At 61.4% G+C, this 16,179-nt stretch carries 13 protein-coding genes; 1 reads left to right on the top strand and 12 read right to left on the bottom strand.

The genetic code is table 11. From position 1 onward, the window contains the following. The 6 genes from hyfB to ACYQ0Z_RS06435 form a co-directional block, all read right to left on the bottom strand. Positions 1-2,013: a hydrogenase 4 subunit B gene (hyfB, locus tag ACYQ0Z_RS06460; protein ID WP_459865671.1), complete on the bottom strand. Its 2,013-nt coding sequence runs from the start codon at positions 2,011-2,013 to the stop codon at positions 1-3. 796 nt (positions 2,014-2,809) lie between these two features. Next, positions 2,810-3,760, bottom strand: a complete 951-nt coding sequence (arcC, locus tag ACYQ0Z_RS06455; RefSeq protein WP_459865669.1) for a carbamate kinase — start codon at positions 3,758-3,760, stop codon at positions 2,810-2,812. A gap of 25 nt (positions 3,761-3,785) precedes the next feature. Further along, positions 3,786-5,207 carry an arginine-ornithine antiporter gene (arcD, locus tag ACYQ0Z_RS06450; protein WP_459865667.1) on the bottom strand — a complete coding sequence of 474 codons (1,422 nt, stop codon included), beginning with the start codon at positions 5,205-5,207 and terminating at the stop codon, positions 3,786-3,788. Between the two features lie 87 nt (positions 5,208-5,294). Further along, on the bottom strand, positions 5,295-6,284 hold the full coding sequence (gene argF, locus ACYQ0Z_RS06445) for an ornithine carbamoyltransferase (RefSeq protein ID WP_459865665.1): 990 nt from the start codon (positions 6,282-6,284) through the stop codon (positions 5,295-5,297). A 41-nt stretch (positions 6,285-6,325) separates the two neighbouring features. Then, on the bottom strand, positions 6,326-7,564 hold the full coding sequence (gene arcA / locus ACYQ0Z_RS06440; protein WP_459865663.1) for an arginine deiminase: 1,239 nt from the start codon (positions 7,562-7,564) through the stop codon (positions 6,326-6,328). Between the two features lie 150 nt (positions 7,565-7,714). After that, entirely contained in the window at positions 7,715-8,068 is a 354-nt protein-coding gene (locus ACYQ0Z_RS06435; RefSeq protein ID WP_459865661.1) for a hypothetical protein, read from the bottom strand. A 69-nt stretch (positions 8,069-8,137) separates the two neighbouring features. On the opposite strand from ACYQ0Z_RS06435, the gene ACYQ0Z_RS06430 reads away from it, so the two are divergent. Beyond that, positions 8,138-8,959, top strand: coding sequence for a hypothetical protein (locus tag ACYQ0Z_RS06430; protein WP_459865659.1), 822 nt, complete (start codon positions 8,138-8,140; stop codon positions 8,957-8,959). An 84-nt stretch (positions 8,960-9,043) separates the two neighbouring features. Here ACYQ0Z_RS06430 and ACYQ0Z_RS06425 read toward each other — a convergent pair whose 3' ends face one another. From ACYQ0Z_RS06425 to ACYQ0Z_RS06400, 6 genes are read right to left on the bottom strand one after another with little or no spacing between them, the layout of a single operon-like run. Continuing rightward, complete coding sequence (locus ACYQ0Z_RS06425) at positions 9,044-10,504, bottom strand: CoA-acylating methylmalonate-semialdehyde dehydrogenase (RefSeq protein WP_459865657.1); 1,461 nt, start codon at positions 10,502-10,504, stop codon at positions 9,044-9,046. 28 nt (positions 10,505-10,532) lie between these two features. Beyond that, entirely contained in the window at positions 10,533-11,543 is a 1,011-nt protein-coding gene (gene iolC / locus ACYQ0Z_RS06420; RefSeq protein ID WP_459865655.1) for a 5-dehydro-2-deoxygluconokinase, read from the bottom strand. Beyond that, on the bottom strand, positions 11,540-12,592 hold the full coding sequence (gene iolG, locus ACYQ0Z_RS06415; protein ID WP_459868760.1) for an inositol 2-dehydrogenase: 1,053 nt from the start codon (positions 12,590-12,592) through the stop codon (positions 11,540-11,542). Before iolG ends, iolC begins: the two co-directional genes overlap by 4 nt. A gap of 40 nt (positions 12,593-12,632) precedes the next feature. After that, positions 12,633-13,607 carry a sugar ABC transporter substrate-binding protein gene (locus tag ACYQ0Z_RS06410; RefSeq protein WP_459865653.1) on the bottom strand — a complete coding sequence of 325 codons (975 nt, stop codon included), beginning with the start codon at positions 13,605-13,607 and terminating at the stop codon, positions 12,633-12,635. 56 nt (positions 13,608-13,663) lie between these two features. Beyond that, positions 13,664-14,668, bottom strand: a complete 1,005-nt coding sequence (locus ACYQ0Z_RS06405; RefSeq protein WP_459865651.1) for an ABC transporter permease — start codon at positions 14,666-14,668, stop codon at positions 13,664-13,666. Continuing rightward, the gene (locus tag ACYQ0Z_RS06400; RefSeq protein WP_459865649.1) at positions 14,665-16,161 is read right to left on the bottom strand and encodes a sugar ABC transporter ATP-binding protein; all 1,497 of its coding nucleotides are present in this window, start codon (positions 16,159-16,161) and stop codon (positions 14,665-14,667) included. The genes ACYQ0Z_RS06405 and ACYQ0Z_RS06400 overlap by 4 nt, the downstream gene beginning before the upstream one ends. Positions 16,162-16,179: the final 18 nt, after the last annotated feature.

Genomic DNA, 16,179 nt, shown 5'->3' with positions numbered 1-16,179 from the left:
CTATCCGACCGTCGTGACCAACAGGACAACCAGGGTAATGAGGAGATAGAGGCAATACAGGCGGACGTTCCCCTGTTGAATCCTTTGCACCTGCTTGCCCAGCGCAAGCGTCCCCCGTGCCAGGGGACCATAAATCCCATGTTCCCACATCGAATCCGCTCGGTCGATGAATCCCGCGGCCTGATGGGAATACGCGGCCATGCGAACGGCCAGATTCGCCAGGGCAGTCCGGAGCTTGTCAAGGGGTCGGAACAAAACGCGCAACGGCTGGGCAAAGGCAGTGGCCGTGTATGCCATCCGGGAAGAATAGGCATACCCGCACGCCCACGGTTCAGCGACCACCCGCCTCCCCGCCTTCATCCCGCCATGCACCCAAACGAGAAGCAGCGGGACGGTCAACATGCCGACCAGGAAAAGGAAGAGAAGCGGCGTGGAGAGGGTGGCGTGTGCGCCGTCGGCCGGGAACACCTGCAGGCCGGAACGGACCGGGACAGGGGGTACGCCCAGCAACGCCGATGCGACATGCCCCACGTACGGAACCACAACCGGAGCGCCCAGCCCGAGAACAAGGCAGCCCGCCACCAGAACGGCCATTCCCAGCCGCATCGGCCTCGGCACTTCCGTGGCTTCCCGCGCGCGATCGCTGCGAGAAGGGCCGGCAAACGCAACGCCGTAGGCTTTGACGAAACACATCGCTGCGAGGGCTCCGGTGATCGCCAACAGCACAGCGAAAAGGGGTGACAGCGCTTTTACCGTCAGGTTGCCGTTCGTGCCCGCCAGGAATAGCGATTGATAGAGGAACCATTCGCTCACAAAACCGTTAAGCGGGGGGAGGGCGGAAATGGCCAGCGCCCCCGTCAGAAACGCCATTCCGGTCCTCGGCATTCGCTTGGCCAACCCGCCCATTTCATCTAGGAGATCCGTGCGAAGTTGAGCGATGACAGCGCCCGTACTGAGGAAAAGGAGGCCCTTGAAAACGGCATGGTTGACCAGGTGATAAACTCCCGCCAAGAGACCGAGCACGCCCAGAACGGGATGACCGGTGGCGATGCCCAGCATACCTACGCCGACACCCATGAGGATAATGCCCACGTTTTCGGTACTGGAATACGCCAGCTTCCGCTTGAGATGCGGTTCATTCGTTGCGTACAGAATGCCGAGAACCGCCGAGACGGCTCCAAAGGCGAGGACGATCAGGCCCCACCACCATTGGGAGGCCCCGAGGACATCCACCCCCACCCGAATCAAGCCGTAGAGGGCAACCTTCGCCGACATCAGGGCCGCTACGGTAGCAGGAGCAGCCGAATAGGTTTGCGGCAACCAGAAATGAAGCGGAACAACGCCGGCCTTGGTCCCGAACCCGAAGAAGCAAAGCAGAAAGACCAGGCTCTGCGTGGCCGGTGAGAGCGCGGCACGGCGAAAGGCGGTATAATCGAAGCTGCCCGCGTGTAGAAAGAGGACGACAAAGGCAACGATCAGCGCGGCCGCCGCCGCGTGGGCGACCGCAAAGTAGACCAGTCCGGCACGGATCGCCGCCCTGTCCTGTTTGCCTACCACGAGAAAATAGGACGTCAGGGTCATGAGTTCCCAAAAGACCAAGAAGTTGAAAGCGTTGGCGCTCGCGACGACGAGAACCATGGACAAGATGAAGAGGTTGTTCAGAAACCCGAACACCCCGACGTCCCTGTCCGCGTACCGGACATCGTAAGAAAAGGAGTAGAGGGCTGTGGCGATCACGAGGAGCGAGATCACCAGCAGCATGCAGGCGGAAAGGGCATCAACCTCGACGGGAAATTGGGCAAAGGGAACAAACCCCGGAAATTCCGCGGCAAAGGATTGCCCCCGCACCAAAACGGTGACGGCCGCTCCCAGCCCTGCACACCCGCCCGCAAAGGTGCTGATCGCCGATCCATAGGCGGCCGCGTTTCCGACCCTCCTCATCACCACGGCGAGCAGGGCGCCGGCCGCATAAAAGAAAACGGACAACAGTAAGAGCTGCTGCACCATCGTCATTCCTGCCTCCCGCCCTCAAAATCAGCACCGCATACGCGAGGGGCGCGTGTTGCAACCGTCTTCCGCCATGGGCTGTAGGGGGAGAGGCCGCTCCCCTCCCCCAGGCCCATGACGCCCCTATCGCAAAACGGAAGCGGCCACTTCTCTGCGCCGTTCGGCTTCGAACTCGTCCACCGTCATGAAAACCAGGGCACCGGTGGGGCCACACGCCGGGATCGGATCACGAAAGCCAGCAGAGTGGTTCCCAGCGGTACCGCAGGCAAGGAGTATACAATGTGCTCCCCCACGTCGATCATCACCTAACCTTGCGTAGTATGTGCGCACCCGTGCTCGATTTGCCCATCCGCAGCGTCTCTCCGCTCGACGGCATCAGGCGGATAACCCTAGCCGGCACCTGCGTGAACCACACCGACCGTCATGTCAACGCCTCCCCTGTCCGTTTGTTCTCGGTTAGTTTGTGATTTTTTTCACAAAATAGCGAACGAATAATCTTCCCCTTTTTTGATCCAATGTGAACTTGAAATTCTCTTTATTGTACAATAGGCATATGCTTGTTAACGATTTTTGCTCAACTCCGCATATCTGGGACACACTTTTAGTATAACGGAGATTGATAAATCGATTGGTGATAAATTTCACAAAGTATTTGACAATCTTGTAGCAACGATTACACCCCTCCCCTCCGTGTAGGCCGGGGCGAAAAACAACAAACTCCCCCGGTCATGTCGGAACCGAGGGAGTTTGCCGGCAGATCGCACTCCCGCCCTCTGCGGCACGGAACGCGTCTTTTGCCTTCTTACCGCAGTGCGGTGATCCGCGTACCCGCTTTCCCTTGCAGGGCCTCGAAGCCCTTTTCCAGTGACGTGATGATCGCCAGCCGTCCGGGCCGGGACTCGGCAAACTGCACAGCGGCCTCCACCTTCGGCAGCATGCTGCCCGGCGCGAAATGGCCTTCCTGCATGTACTGCTTCATCTGGTCCGTCGTCACGTCATCCAGCTCCGCCTGGTTGGGTTTCCTGAAGTTGATGGCCACCTTCTCCACGGCGGTCAGGATGAGCAGGACATCCGCGTCGAGCAGTTCGGCCAGTTTGGCCGCCCCCAGGTCTTTGTCGATAACGGCATCCACGCCTTCAACCGTACCGTCTGCATTGCGAACCACCGGAATGCCGCCACCGCCGACCGCAATGACGATATGGCCAGCCTCGACCAGGTCACGGATCGCGTCTTTCTCCACAATGTCAACCGGTTTCGGGGACGGAACCACGCGTCTCCACCCGCGCCCGGCATCCTCCTTGAAGATATAGCCCTTTTCCTGCATGATTTGCCGCGCTTCCTCTTCCGAATAGAACGGGCCGATGGGCTTGGTCGGATTGGAAAACGCCGGGTCGTTGCGGTCGACCACCGTTTGCGTCACGACGGACACCGCTTTCTTCGGAATGCCGACACGCACGAGCGTCTTGTCAATCGCCTGCTGCAGCCAGTATCCAATCATGCCCTGGCTCATGGCGCCACATGTGTCAAAGGGCATCGCCGGTGTCCGTTCCGAATCGGCAATCTGCTGCTGCAACACGATATTGCCAACCTGCGGGCCGTTGCCGTGTGTCAGGACGATCTCATACCCTGCTTTGATGATCGCCAGCAACTGTTCCGCAGTCTGTTCGCATACCTTTTGTTGAGCTTCGGCCGTAGCCGGCTCATTGGCTTTCTGCAACGCGTTTCCTCCAAGCGCGATGACGACTTTCTTCATGTTGGTGATCCTCCCGGACCGTTTGTTATGGTGCGATGGTTCCGGTTGCCAAGAGGATAATGGCCACAACCGCCGCGGCCAGGATGAACAAGGCGAGGCCGAACTCATATCCTTTGAACGCTTTTTCCCCTTGTTCCCGCCGCGCCTTCAGGTAGAAGAGGATTCCCGGCGCATACAGGACGGAAACCATCAACAGGTAATCCAGCCCTGCCGCGTACACGAGCCACATTGCGTACAGGGTGGCTATAATGCCCAGAATCAGATCCTTAGCACGCGATTCGCCAGCCTCGTAGCTTTCGCCGGTGTAGGCCAGCTTCAGCTGGTACAGGGCGGAGAAGAGGTACGGCAGCAGGATGGCCACCCCGGCCATCGAGTACAGCGCCTGATAGGTCGATTCGGCAAAGAGCACCACCAAGATGAACGCTTGGATCAAGCCGTTGGTCAGCCACAGGGAAGCGCTCGGACTACCGTTTTGGTTCTCCTTGGCCAACCATTTGGGCAATACCCCATCCTTGGCAGCCACGTAGGGAATTTCCGCAGCAAGCAGGGTCCAGCCCAACCAGGCACCGAGGAGAGATAACACCAGGCCCAGGTTGATGACCACTGCTCCCCATTTCCCCACAATTGTTTCCATCACGTAGGCCATTGAAGGCGCTTCCAGTTCCGCCAACTGCGGCTGGCTCATGATCCCGAGCGAGAGGACGGAAATCAGGATGTAGATCACCAGGGTGCCCAAAAGCCCCAGGACCGTCGCCCGACCCACATCCTTCCGTTCCTTTGCCCGTCCGGACAGGACCACCGCACCTTCCACACCGATAAACACCCACAGGGTCACGAGCATGGTGCTCTTTACCTGTTCCTGGAGCGCCGACCACGAGAACCCGCCTTTGCCCCAGAAGTCCAGCAGGAACACGTCCACCTTGAACGCAAACAACGCGACGATGATGAACAGGAAGATCGGCACCAGCTTGGCAATGGTTGTTACGAGGTTGACAATGGCCGCTTCCTTAACCCCTTTCAGGACCAGGGCATGCACGAGCCACAGGAGCACGGAGGCGCCGATGACCGATGCCAGGTTGTTGCCCTGTCCAAACACGGGGAAAAAGTAATTGAGGGCACTAAAGAAGAGGGTCGCATAGGCGACGTTCCCCAACCAGGCGGAGACCCAGTACCCCCATGCCGAGTTGAATCCGAGGAACTCGCCAAACCCGGCCCTCGCGTAGCTGTAGATCCCGCCTTCCAGTTCCGGCTTGCGCACGGCGAGATTTTGGAAAGCCATGGCCAGCGCAATCATGCCGATACCGGTGATGAGCCAGCCGATGATGACGGCTCCGCTGTTGGCTCCGGCAGCCATGTCGCTCGGCAGGTTGAACGCTCCTCCACCGATCATTGACCCCACAACCACTGCCGTTAAGGAAAACAGCCCCAACTTCTTATCGCTGCTCATAGGGCCCACTCCTTCATGGGTTTGGTCAACCATTGGTCGGGAAAGGCGGGGTCTCCCGAGGAGGAGAGCCCCCGCCTAGGCAAACGATTACAAGGTGGCCACCATCACGGCCTTAATGGTGTGCAACCGGTTTTCCGCCTGGTCGAACACCAGCGAATGTTTGCTGTTGAAGACTTCATCGGTGACTTCCATCTCTTTCAGGCCGTATTCTTCGTAAATCCGGCGGCCGATTTCGGTTTCAAGGTTGTGGAACGACGGGAGGCAGTGCAGGAAGATCACATTCGGGTTGCCCGTCTTGCGGATCATCTCCATGTTTACCTGATAGGGTTTCAGCAGACGGATCCGTTCGGCAAAACGGTCCTCTTCACCCATGGACACCCAAACGTCGGTATAGAGCACATCCACACCCTTCACGCCGGTGTCCACATCTTCCGTCAGGGTAATGGTAGCACCGGTTTCTTTGGCGATCTCTTTGGCGCGTTGGACAATTTCCTCTTCCGGCCAGAGCTGTTTCGGACCGACGATCCGGAAGTCCATGCCCATCATGGCGCAGCCGATCAACAGCGTGTTGCCCATGTTGTTCCGGCCGTCGCCGACATAGGCCATCTTGATGCCCTCGAGGCGACCGAAACGTTCCCAGATGGTCAGAAAGTCGGCGAGCACTTGCGTCGGATGGTACTTGTCGGTCAGGCCGTTCCAGACAGGAACGCCGGCATGTCGCGCCAACTCCTCGACCGTTTCTTGCTTGAACCCGCGGAATTCAATGCCGTCAAACATCCGCCCCAGCACCTTGGCCGTATCGGCAACGGATTCTTTCTTGCCGAGCTGGATGTCGTCCTTGCCGAGGTACTCGGGATGAGCACCGAGGTCCACGCAGGCGACGACAAAGGCACAGCGCGTGCGGGTGGACGGCTTTTCAAACAGCAGGGCGATGTTCTTCCCTTCAAGCAGCTTCGGCAGCACACCGGCGTATTTCTGGGCTTTCAGCTGCTTGGAGAGTTCCAACAGGTACCACAGCTCCTGCGGGGTGAAGTCTTCCAATTTAAGGAAATGTCTACCTTTCAGGTTGATCGGCATCTCGACCCACTCCTTGTCCTGTTCGAATTTATTTGGTTTGGTTAGAAGGTGACGTCTTCGCGCACCAGCGGCATGCTCATGCAGCGCGGCCCCCCGCGACCGCGGACCAGTTCGGAACTGGGCACCTCAATCACTTCGATGCCATGCTCGCGGAGCACCTGGTTGGTGACATAGTTGCGATCATAGGTGACCACAACCCCCGGAGCGATGGCCAGGGTGTTGGAGCCGTCGTTCCACTGCTCACGGGCAGCCGCAATGGGATCACCATTGCCGCAAGGAATCAGCACCACTTCCTCAAGGCCCAGGACTTCCTTCAGCGTGTCAATCAGGTTGTGCCGTTCGGAAATCCGGAGCGTCCCTTCTTCCTCACCCGGTTCCAGGAGGAAGATGCGCATTTCGCCCTGCGGACCGAGAATGGCCGGGTGGACGGAGAACTTGTTGCGGTCGACCATGGTGAAAACGGTGTCCAGGTGCATGAAGGCACGGGTTTTCGGGATCTCCACCGCCATCACCTGGCGAATGTCTTGCTGGCCGGCGAACAGGTTTTTGGCAAACTCCTCAACGGCCTGCGCGGTGGTCCTTTCACTAATCCCGATCGCCACCACGTGCTTGCTGAGCACCAGGATGTCCCCGCCCTCCATCGAGAAGCGGTAATTGCGGTCAAACCAGACGGGAATGTCGTGGGACGCAAAACGCGGATGGAAGCGGATAATGTACTCCATGAACAGCGACTCGCGCCGGCGGACCCCACGGCTCATCCGGTTAATGGCGATGCCGTTCCCGACAACGGCGGCCGGGTCGCGGGTGAAATACAGGTTGGGCATCGGGTCTAGATAGAAGGGATAGTGGTCCTCCATCATCTCGTGGAGATGGATTTTTTTCTCTTCCTTGATCTCGCTTTTCCGGATTCCCGACATGACCTTCTCGACCAGCTGTTCGCTGGGCAGGGACAGCAGGTAGTCTTTCAGATGGTAGAACGCGCCGGTAACGTCGGCCTTGCTTTCCTTCAGGATGTCCTCGACAAACTGCTCGCGGATCTCGTCGTTTTGCAGCGTTTCCGCCATGAGGTTTTCCAGATACACCACTTCGATCCCGCGGTTGCGCAGCGTCTGGGCAAAATAGTCATGTTCCTTCTGGACCGCCGGCAGATAGGGGATATCATCGAAGAGGAGCCGTCCCAGATACTCCGGCGTCAAGTTCTCGACTTCCTTACCGGGGCGATGGAGGAGGACGGTACGCAGTTCACCGATTTCGGATGTGATATGCAGCGGATGTTTCACAGGATTCCCCTCCTGATCCTGATGGATTTGGGATGGGCATGACGCTTTCAGTATGCCTCGCGTGTTCTTTCCCTATCCGGCCTCACTTCTTCCACGAACGGACGTACGGGCTGAACGGCACAATCTGTGAAGCATTCCACAATCTAACCGCTACAACCCGATGGCGAAACCGGAGGGAAGCAATTGATTACGGATGTAAGGTATAATAGGCTTTAAATATTCACCTCCCTCGTGTTGATCTGGATGATCAGTTTTCACTTTCAGTTTAAGATGGCGAATCGCATCGAATTGTGAAGAAGAACGCACACGAATCGTGAAATATTTCACGTGAAATTTATTTTTATGCGCATAAAACGTATAACCATTCAAATCCGCAGCAAACCCGCCCGGTAAACGAAACCCGGCCCTGAATAAACCAGGGATTTCAAACAAACCGTGAACAATTTCTGGAGGAGAGCGCAAGTCGCGGCCTGTCCCAAAGGCATGCCCCGTCGGAACGGCCAACAGACAGAAAGACGGCGTTCCCACGAATGGATTGAGAGGTACAGCATGTGAACGAAAGGAGCGTGACGAATGAAGAAGCTGGGGCACATGGGGATTGGGGCGCTGTTCATGCTCGTCGTTTCTTTCGCCTGGTTTACGTTCGCCGATCAAACGACGACACCCGCCCCATCTGCGGCGGAATCGACGGCGGCAACGGGAACGTTGCTGTCCAAAGTGGAAGGAACGCTCACATCCCTCGACCCGCAAACCCACACCATCGGCGTGTGGGAGGCTGGGGCGAACGTGCGTCGGGAGCTGGCGCTCGCTCCCGACACGACAGTCTACCGCAACGGACAAATCACCGATTTTTCCGCCCTGCGGGTCGGCGATCAGATCAGCGCGTTTGTCCACACGGAACAGGGCGCATGGCGCGTACGGTATGTGGTCGCCAAGGGGAGCGAACCGCAGGCGGTAGCGCCCCCCGCTTCGGACACGGCAGGAAGCGCCGCCTTGACCTCCCCCACACCCCCCGCCGCACCGGCCGCACCCCCCGTGACCGCAACCGGCAAACCGCTCGCCGTGAAAGAACTGAAGCTCAAGGTAAAACTGGCAAACAACGAGAAATACGAACTGAAATTCAAACAAGACGGGCACGAAAGCCCGAAGATCCGCCCCTTCGTCGAAAAACTGGGGCTATCGCCTACCATGGGCAAAGACGAGATCGCCGCGCATGTGCTGCGGACGCTTGGCATCGCGGAACACGAGACGCGAGAGGTTGAGGTGGACGTCACGTTCGTCAACGGGAAGAAGGTGGAGCTGAAACTCAAGCCTGGCCATGGGCACGGAAAGAAAAAGGGACACAAAAAACGCGACCACGCGGACAAGGACAACGAAGCGGACGATGCAGCATGAAGAAAAGGGTCGGCGCACAGCCGACCCTTTCGTTCTGCTTGAAGATAAGGACCGCGACCATCAACGGGGAATGGTGCGTCCCCGTCACCAACGCGTGGTAACCATCTTCTTGCGCGTGTAGAACTCTACCCCGTCCATCCCATTGGCGTGAAGGTCGCCGTAGAAGGAGTCCTTCCACCCCGAGAAGGGGAAAAAGGCCATCGGCGCCGGCACGCCCACGTTCACGCCCAGCATCCCCGCGTCGATCCCTTCCCGGAACTTGCGCACGTGGCCCCCGTCCCGCGTGAAGATGCACGCCCCGTTGGCAAAGCGCGACCGGTTGGCCAAGGCAATGGCCTCGTCGAGGGTGTCGACGCGGACGACAGACAAGACCGGCGCGAAAATCTCGTCCTTCCAGATGGTCATCTCCGGCGTCACGCGGTCAAAGATGGTCGGGCCGACGAAATAGCCCCTGGCGCACGTGGCCGCGTCGCGGCGCCCGTCGCGCACCAGGATGGCTCCCTCCTTCTCGCCCAGCTCGATGTACCGCACTGTCCGCTCCCGGTGCGCCGCGCGGATGACCGGCCCGAGGGTCACCCCCTCCTCCAGGCCGCTGCCCATCTCGATGCGGTCCGCTTCCTCCACCAGCCGGCGCACCAGCTCGTCACCGATGCCGCCCACGGCCACGACGACGGCGCAGGCCATGCACCGCTGGCCGGCCGACCCGAAGGCGGCATTCGCGATTTCGCGCACGGCCAGGTCCAGGTCGGCGTCGGGCATGACGATGGTGTGGTTCTTGGCCCCGGCGAGGGCCTGCACCCGCTTGCCGTGGGCCGCCGCCGTCTTGTACACGTATTCGGCCACCGGCTGGGACCCGACGAAGGAGATGGCCTTGACGTCGGGATGCTCGAGGAGCCGGTTCACCGCGTCGTGGGCGCCGTGGACGACGTTGAACACGCCGTCGGGCAGCCCCGCCTCCGCAAGCAGCTCCGCCAGCCGGTTGGCCAGGAGCGGCGTGCGCTCGGAGGGCTTCAGCACGAAGGTGTTGCCGCAGGCGATGGCCAGGGGGAACATCCAGCAGGGCACCATCATTGGGAAGTTGAACGGGGTGATGCCCGCCACCACCCCCAGCGGGTAGCGGTACAAGCCCGACTCCATTTCGGTGGCAATGTCGGGCAGCTGCCGGCCCATCATCAGCGTGGGGGCGCCGGCGGCGAACTCGACGCACTCGAGGGCACGCTGCACTTCCCCGCGGGCTTCCTTGAGTGTCTTCCCGTTTTCGAGGGTGATCAGCCGGGCCAGCTCCTCGCCGTGGGCCACGAGGAGCTGCTGGAAGCGGAACAGGATACGCGCCCGCCTGGGCACGGGTGTGCGGCTCCACGCCGGGAACGCTTCCTTGGCCGCCTCCACCGCGCGGTCGACGTCGTCCTTCGTCGCCAGCGGCACGTGGGCCAGCACCGCTTCCGTGGCCGGGTTGACCACCGGCTGGGTGGCGGGCGCCTGCGCCTCCACCCACCGGCCGCCGATGAAATGCTTCAGCACCGTTTCCTCGGTAACCTTCGCCATGGATTCCCTCCCCTTTCCTCGCGCGGCCTTACGCGCCAATCCCCTTTCCGCTTTGGACCTGCCGGAGGTAGGCGTCGATTTCGCCGGCCGCGGGCATGGCGTCGGAACAGCTGTGGCGGGCGATGACGATGGCAGCGGCCGCGCTGCCGTAGGCTAGGCACCGCTCCAACGGCCAACCGCGGAGCAGGCCGTAGAGCAGCGCCGCCGCGTAGGCGTCACCGGCCCCGAAGGGCTTGACGACGCGGGCGGGAAAGACCGGTCCCACCACCCGCCGACCGTCGCGCGTGTAGGCCACCGACCCCGCCTTCCCGTGCTTGATGACCACCAGCTGGGCCCGGTGCGCAAACAGCCGCCGCGCCGTCGCCTCGTCATCGCCGCGGGATGGCGGGTCAAAGCGCGCCATGCGGTCGAACTCCTCCCGCGTGCCGATGACAACGTCGCACGTTTCCGCCGCCAGCCTGTAGTACACCGCCGTCTCCTCGGGCGACGTCCACGTATACGGGCGGTAGTCGAGGTCGAAGACGACCACGGCACCGTGGCGCCGGGCGTAGTCCAGGGCCACGAACACGGCCTCACGCGACGGGCTCCGGGCCAGCGCCGTTCCGGAGATGAGCAGCGCTTTGGTGGAAGCGACATAGGCCTCGGACACGTCGTTCGGCGCCAGGTTCAGATCGGCCGCGTTCTCCCGATACATGTAGATGCACCCCTCCTCGGGGCTGTTCATCTCCGTGAAGGTGAGCCCCGTTACGCTCCCTGGAGCGTCTGTGATCACGCCGGACGTGTCAATCCCGTTCTCCCGCAGGTACCGCACAATGAACCGGCCGAAGGGGTCGGCGGCCACCTTGCCAATGAAGCCCGTCCGCAGGCCGAGCCGGGCGGCGCCAACGGCGATGTTGGCCGGCGAGCCACCGAGGTACCGTGTAAAGGTGACGACGTCCTCCAGCGGCCGCCCCGTCTCATTGGCGTTCAGGTCGATGCACAGCCGACCCAAACCGATCACGTCGAACGGCTTGTTCGGGGCAAACGGCAGCCCGCTCACGTCCCCACCTCCCTGGACGCCGGGGGTCTGGCCCCTTCGGAATCGACTTCGGCCACCTTCACCGGCCGCTTTTCGGCGAGGGACCGTTTGGCGGCGTGGGCAATCCGCTCCGCCTGCAGGCTGTCCTCACCGCTGACCGGAGCCGGTTCGTCACGCAATACACAGTTCACAAAGGACTCCACCTCGCAGAGGTAGGCGTCGCGGTAGCGCTCTGCAAAAAACCGGTGCGGCTTGTCACGCTCCACCGCCGCCGCGGTGAGGGCTTGGACGGTGGTGGGGAAGGCGTTGTCGGCCGTGACACATCCGGCCGAGCCGAACACCTCCACCCGCTGGTCATACCCGAAAACGGCCTGCCGGCTGTTGTCGATCACCCCGAGAGCACCATTTTGAAACCGCAGCATCACCACCGCCGTGTCCACGTCGCCGTACTGGGCGAAGACGGGGTCGACCAGAACCCCGCCCGCGGCATACACCTCCTCCACCTCGCTGTCCACCAGAAACCGGGCCAGGTCAAAATCGTGAATGGTCAGGTCAAAAAAGAGCCCCCCCGACAACCGGATGTAGTCGGCCGGCGGTGGCGCGGGGTCGCGCGAGGTGATCTTGACCACATGGGGGTGGCCCACCTTCCCCTCCCGCACCCACTGGCGCACACGTCGAAAGCTGGGGTCAAACCGGCGGTTGAACCCGACCTGCAGCTTGACCCCCGCCGCGCGAACGGCCGCCAGCGCCTCACGGGTCTGCCCGAGGTCGGGACTGACCGGTTTCTCGCAAAAGATGTGCTTCCCGGCCGCCGCCGCCTCCTTGATCAGAGAGACATGGGTGTCGGTTGGCGTGCAGATGAGCACGGCATCGATGGCGTCGTCGGCGAGAATGTCCCGGTAATCTGCGGTGACGCGCGGGATGCCCCATTGCGCGGCCCAGTCCCGCAGGCGGTCGGCGGCCACGTCGGCCACGGCCACAAGGCGGACGCGCGGATGGCGGCACAGGATTTCCGCGTGCATCTTGCCGATGCGCCCCGCTCCGATGATGCCGATGCGCACGTGATCCACAGTCATCGCCTCCCCTTGGCCTTCTGCCCGAAGCCGGCGGCTATTTTGTGATCTGTTTCAAAAATTCAATCTTTTCTGCGGCGTTGTCCCTGGTCAGCAGGTCGACACCCACGGTGATCCGCCTGGGGATCGTCTCGCCCTTCACCACCTTGAGCGCGTATTCCACCCCTTTGTACCCCATCTCAACGGGGCGCTGCGCGACGGTGCCGGCCAGCGACCCGGCGAGGATGGCCTCCAACGCCTCCAGCGTTCCGTCCGTCCCGATGACAGGGAGCTTCCGCCCTTTGGCCTCGATGGCCCGCAGCGCGCCAATAGCCATGTCGTCGTTGGCGCAGAATACGCCTTTGACGTCGGGTGCCGTCTGCAGGATGTTTTCCATCACCGCCATCGCCTTGGCTTTGTCGCTGTCGGCCGGCTGTTCGGCCACCACCACCATGCCCGCCTTCTCCAGCGCCGCTTTGGCCCCCTTAATGCGCGCGTCGGTGGCCGGGTTCCCCAGTGCCCCGGAAATGAGGGCTACCTTGTCCCCCGGTTGGAGCATGGAGGCGAGCAGCTCTCCGCCTTGCCTCCCCGCGGTGGCGTTGTCCGTGCCGATGAACGTCGTCTGGCCCGGCCAGCCGGCGTCGGTGTCGATGAGGATCACGGGGATGCCCTTTTCTCGATACCGCTCAAACACGGGGATGGCCGTCGACGGCTGTATCGGGGCCACCACCAACGCATCGGGGTTCCGGCTTAGCGCATCTTCCAGCATGTTGACTTGTTCCATCACCTGCGCCTCCGAAGCCGGTCCGATCACCGTCCCGTTTACGCCCAAGTCGGCAAACGCTTGTTTCGCCCCTGCCTCGACAAACCTCCAGTACTGGCTGCTCACCGTCTTCAATACGACGACGATCTCCGGCTTGTCGCCTGCGCCTTCCTCGGGGCTCCCCGATGCGTCCCCGCCGGCCGGCGCTCCACGGCATCCCGCCAACCCGATCATCGCCAAAGCCAACAACAGGGAAAGCACCCGTTTCACTGCGCACCACGCTCCTTTCCCCATCTCAGAGTGCAGGCCGCGGACAACGCTGGGCGTTATGCCCCTTTCCGTGAACGCTGTCGCAACACATCCAGATAGACGGCGACAATGATGACCGCACCGATGACCACCGTTTGCAGATCCGCCGCCACATCCAGGAGGTTCAGGCCGTTGCGCAGCACGGCGATGATAAGGGCGCCGATGAGCGTCCCCCATACCGTGCCCACGCCACCGAAAAAGCTGGCCCCGCCGATGATCACCGCGGCGATGGCGTCCAGCTCATACCCCAGCCCGGCCAAGGGATAGGCCGAGTTGACGCGCCCGACAAGGACGAGACCGGCCAGCGCAGCCAACAGTCCGCTCAACGTGTACACGAGAATCAAGACGCGGTCGACAGGGATCCCCGCCAGTCGCGCCGCTTCCCGGTTGCTCCCGATGGCGTAGATGTACCGACCGGTGGCCGTGCGCGTCAGCACAACGTGGAAGAGCCCATACATGGCCACGACCAACAGGAAACTGACGGGCACCGGCCCCGCAAACGCGCGCCCCACGTACTGGACGGCCTCCGGGAACCCGGCAATGGGCGCAGCCCCCGTGACGATCAGGGCGAGCCCCCGCGCAATGTTCATCGTGCCCAGCGTCGAAATGAACGGATGGGGGAGGCGGAGCTTCGTGAGCATGAGGCCGTTCAACCAGCCGAGGAAGGTCCCGACCCCCAGACAAACCGCGATGCCGACAAACGGATTCCATTGCCACTGCACCACCACGACCCCCATCGTCATGATCGAGAGGGCCAAAACCGATCCCACCGACAGATCGATGCCCGCCGTCAGGATCGTCAGGAGCATTCCGAGGGCGAGCAAGCTGTTGACCGACGACTGGCGCGCAATGTTCATCAGATTGTCAAGGGTGAAGAATTTGTCCGATAGGAAGGTCAACACAAGGCACAGGAGCAGCAAACCCAACAACGCACCGAGGCCGTGCCGCACCTCTTCCGACAGGCGTCGGGCGCGCGGAGGCCCATCCGGCGCCACAGCGGCGTTCGTCGGGACTGGACTCATTCCGCCATCCCTCCCGTCGCGGCTTTCATGATCCGCTCTTGTGTGGCCTCCCCCCGTGGCAAATCGGCCACGATTCGTCCCTCGCGCATCACCAAAATGCGGTCGCACATACCTAACAATTCAGGTAATTCAGACGATATCAGGATGACGACCGCCCCGTTTTCCACCAGGGCGTTGATGAGGTGGTACACGTCCACCTTCGCCCCGACATCGATGCCGCGTGTCGGTTCATCAAACAGGAAGATCTTGGCCTGCGTGCACAACCATTTGGCGAGGACAATCTTTTGCTGGTTGCCGCCGCTGAAGTTCCGTGCCGGCAAGCTGCAGTTGAAAGGGCGGACACGGAGCTCCCGCATGTAGCGTTCCGCCGTCTCCCTTATTTTGGCCGGCGAGAGCAATGCCCGACGTTTAAACGCCGGCAGGTTGGCGATGGCCACATTGAACGAAAGGGACTGGTCCAAAAACAGCCCTTCGCGTTTCCGGTCCTCGGTGATGAAGGCCATGCCGGCACGGATGGCATCTGCAGGGGAGCGGATGTGCACTTCTTCTCCAAACACGTAGATCCTGCCGCTCTCCGGAGGATCGACCCCGAAGATCGCGCGCGCCAATTCGGTGCGTCCCGCTCCCACCAACCCCGCGATGCCGAGAACCTCCCCCTGGTAGGCGGCAAACGAGACCGCATGGTTCGCGCCTTTCCGCTTGAGGTTTTCCACGCGCAACCCTTCGGCACCACGGACAAACGGCTTATTGGGGTATTTTTCCGTGATCTTCCGGCCTACCATCTGTTCAATCAGCGTCTCGGCCGACACGCGCCGGACGTCGTGGGTGGCAATGGTTTGACCGTCGCGCAGAACGGTGACCCGGTCGCCCACGCGCCGGATTTCCTCAAGGCGGTGTGAAATGTACAGGAACGCCACGCCTTTGCTGCGCAACGCGTACATGGTGGCAAACAGCTGCTCCGCCTCGGCATCGGTAAGGCTGGCTGTGGGCTCATCCATGATGATGAGCTTGGCGTCGCGCACCAGGGCTTTGGCGATTTCGACAAGCTGCTGTTGCCCGATTCCCAACCTGGAGACGGGGACGTCCGGATCGATATCCTGCCCCAACAGCCGGAGACATTCCACCGCCCGGCGCCGCATGGTCCGCCGGTCAAGGAACGGGAACCCCTTGACGCGCCGGAGCTCCTGTCCGAGAAACAGGTTTTCCCACACCGACAAATGGGGCACAAGGTTGAGTTCTTGGTAGATCGCGGCGATGCCCAGGCGCATGGCGTCGATGGGCGCCGCGATAGTCACAGCCCGGCCCTTCCACCAAATTTCCCCCTGATCTTTTGGGTACGCTCCTGTGAGGATCTTGATCAACGTAGATTTGCCGGCGCCATTTTCGCCGAGCAACACGTGCACTTCCCCTTCGTTGACCGCAAGATCCACCCCTCGCAACACTGGATTTCCCGCAAAGGCCTTGTGGATGTTCCGCATGCCCAACAGTGGCATCGGAGTCCCTCCCCATGG

It is taken from the genome of Calditerricola yamamurae, from assembly GCF_054654135.1.
Note: the sequence above shows the minus strand (reverse complement) of the source record. Positions and strands in the feature narration are given on the sequence as shown.